This window comes from Pseudomonadota bacterium (genome assembly GCA_010028905.1).
GTDB lineage: Bacteria > Vulcanimicrobiota > Xenobia > RGZZ01 > RGZZ01 > RGZZ01.
Genome location: RGZZ01000928.1, coordinates 1 through 1036 on the forward strand (window position 1 = coordinate 1; position 1036 = coordinate 1036).

Here is a 1036-nt window from a genome sequence, read left to right on the forward strand (position 1 = left end):
CCATTCCGAAGCCGCCGCCCATCGCGCCCATTCCGAAGCCGCCGCCCATCGGGAAGCCGCCACCCATCGGGAAGCCGCCGCCGACCTGCTGGAAGCTGCCCATCGCGCCGAACATCCCGAAGCTGCCGGACGTCGCGCCGAGTCCACCGCCGTAGGGGTTGATACCATTGATCCCAAGCATCTGCATTGCTTTCTCCTCCTGCTCCTCAGAAACCGTCTCGCTCCGTGAGTATGCCGCAGGTCAGGTCGGCGCGCATGGGGGGAGATGTTGTTTTTTTGTTAACTTGACTGTGTTTTGTTGCCGAGATGTTGCTAAGGCGAGAACAAATAGACGCTGCATGTTGTGCGCGTGCCGGACGGAGGGCTAGACACCGCTGACAGGGGACCTTGTCATGTCTCGCGAAGAGAGGCCATTGTGTCAGAGACTACGCCTTATCATCAGATCGCGACCTGTATCACGTTGCTGCGCGAGTCGCCAGATGCCCGCGCCGAAGTAGAGCAGCGCCTTCGGCTGCTCGAGGACGACCTCCAGGCCTGGGCACGCCAGCTGACGTCGTTCTCTGAAGGCCCCCTCGCGTCGCCGCAGATGACGACGCTCATCAGCGAATCGATGCGCGGCCTCGAGATGTTCCGGGTTGCCGCCGACCAGGTGCGCGAGTACATGAGCCTGGGCACCGAGACCGCTGCGCAAGAGGCAATCGAGAACGGCAGGGCAGGTCTCAAGGTCATCCTCTCGGTGAAAGGGGTCACCGAAGACGCCATCGAGCACATCCTCGACAGCGAGGACTAGTCGCTCGGGTCGCTGCGCCTGAGAAGTGCGACGCGCTTTCTCACCCACAGTTAACATGGCGGGCGTTTCCCTTCTTCCGTCGAGACCGTATGATCTCGATCTGGAGGCTTGAACATGAACGCCATCTCTTCTACCCGCGCGCAGCGCTTCGACGCACCCCACTCAATTCAGACCGCCCCAGCGCCGGCGCCTCAGACGGCCCCCGCGCGTGAACGTCTCGGAGAGGTCGCCTCCGCCGACCGCATC

The 1036-nt window shown here is 62.7% G+C and carries 2 protein-coding genes; one reads left to right on the plus strand and one right to left on the minus strand.

The window, feature by feature from the left end; genetic code table 11:
- A partial coding sequence (locus tag EB084_26450) for a hypothetical protein (protein ID NDD31804.1) occupies positions 1 to 187 on the minus strand: 187 nt, incomplete at its 3' end.
- Positions 188 to 460: 273 nt separating this feature from the next.
- On the opposite strand from EB084_26450, the gene EB084_26455 reads away from it, so the two are divergent.
- Entirely contained in the window at positions 461 to 790 is a 330-nt protein-coding gene (locus tag EB084_26455; GenBank protein ID NDD31805.1) for a hypothetical protein, read from the plus strand.
- The last annotated feature ends 246 nt before the right edge of the window (positions 791 to 1036 follow it).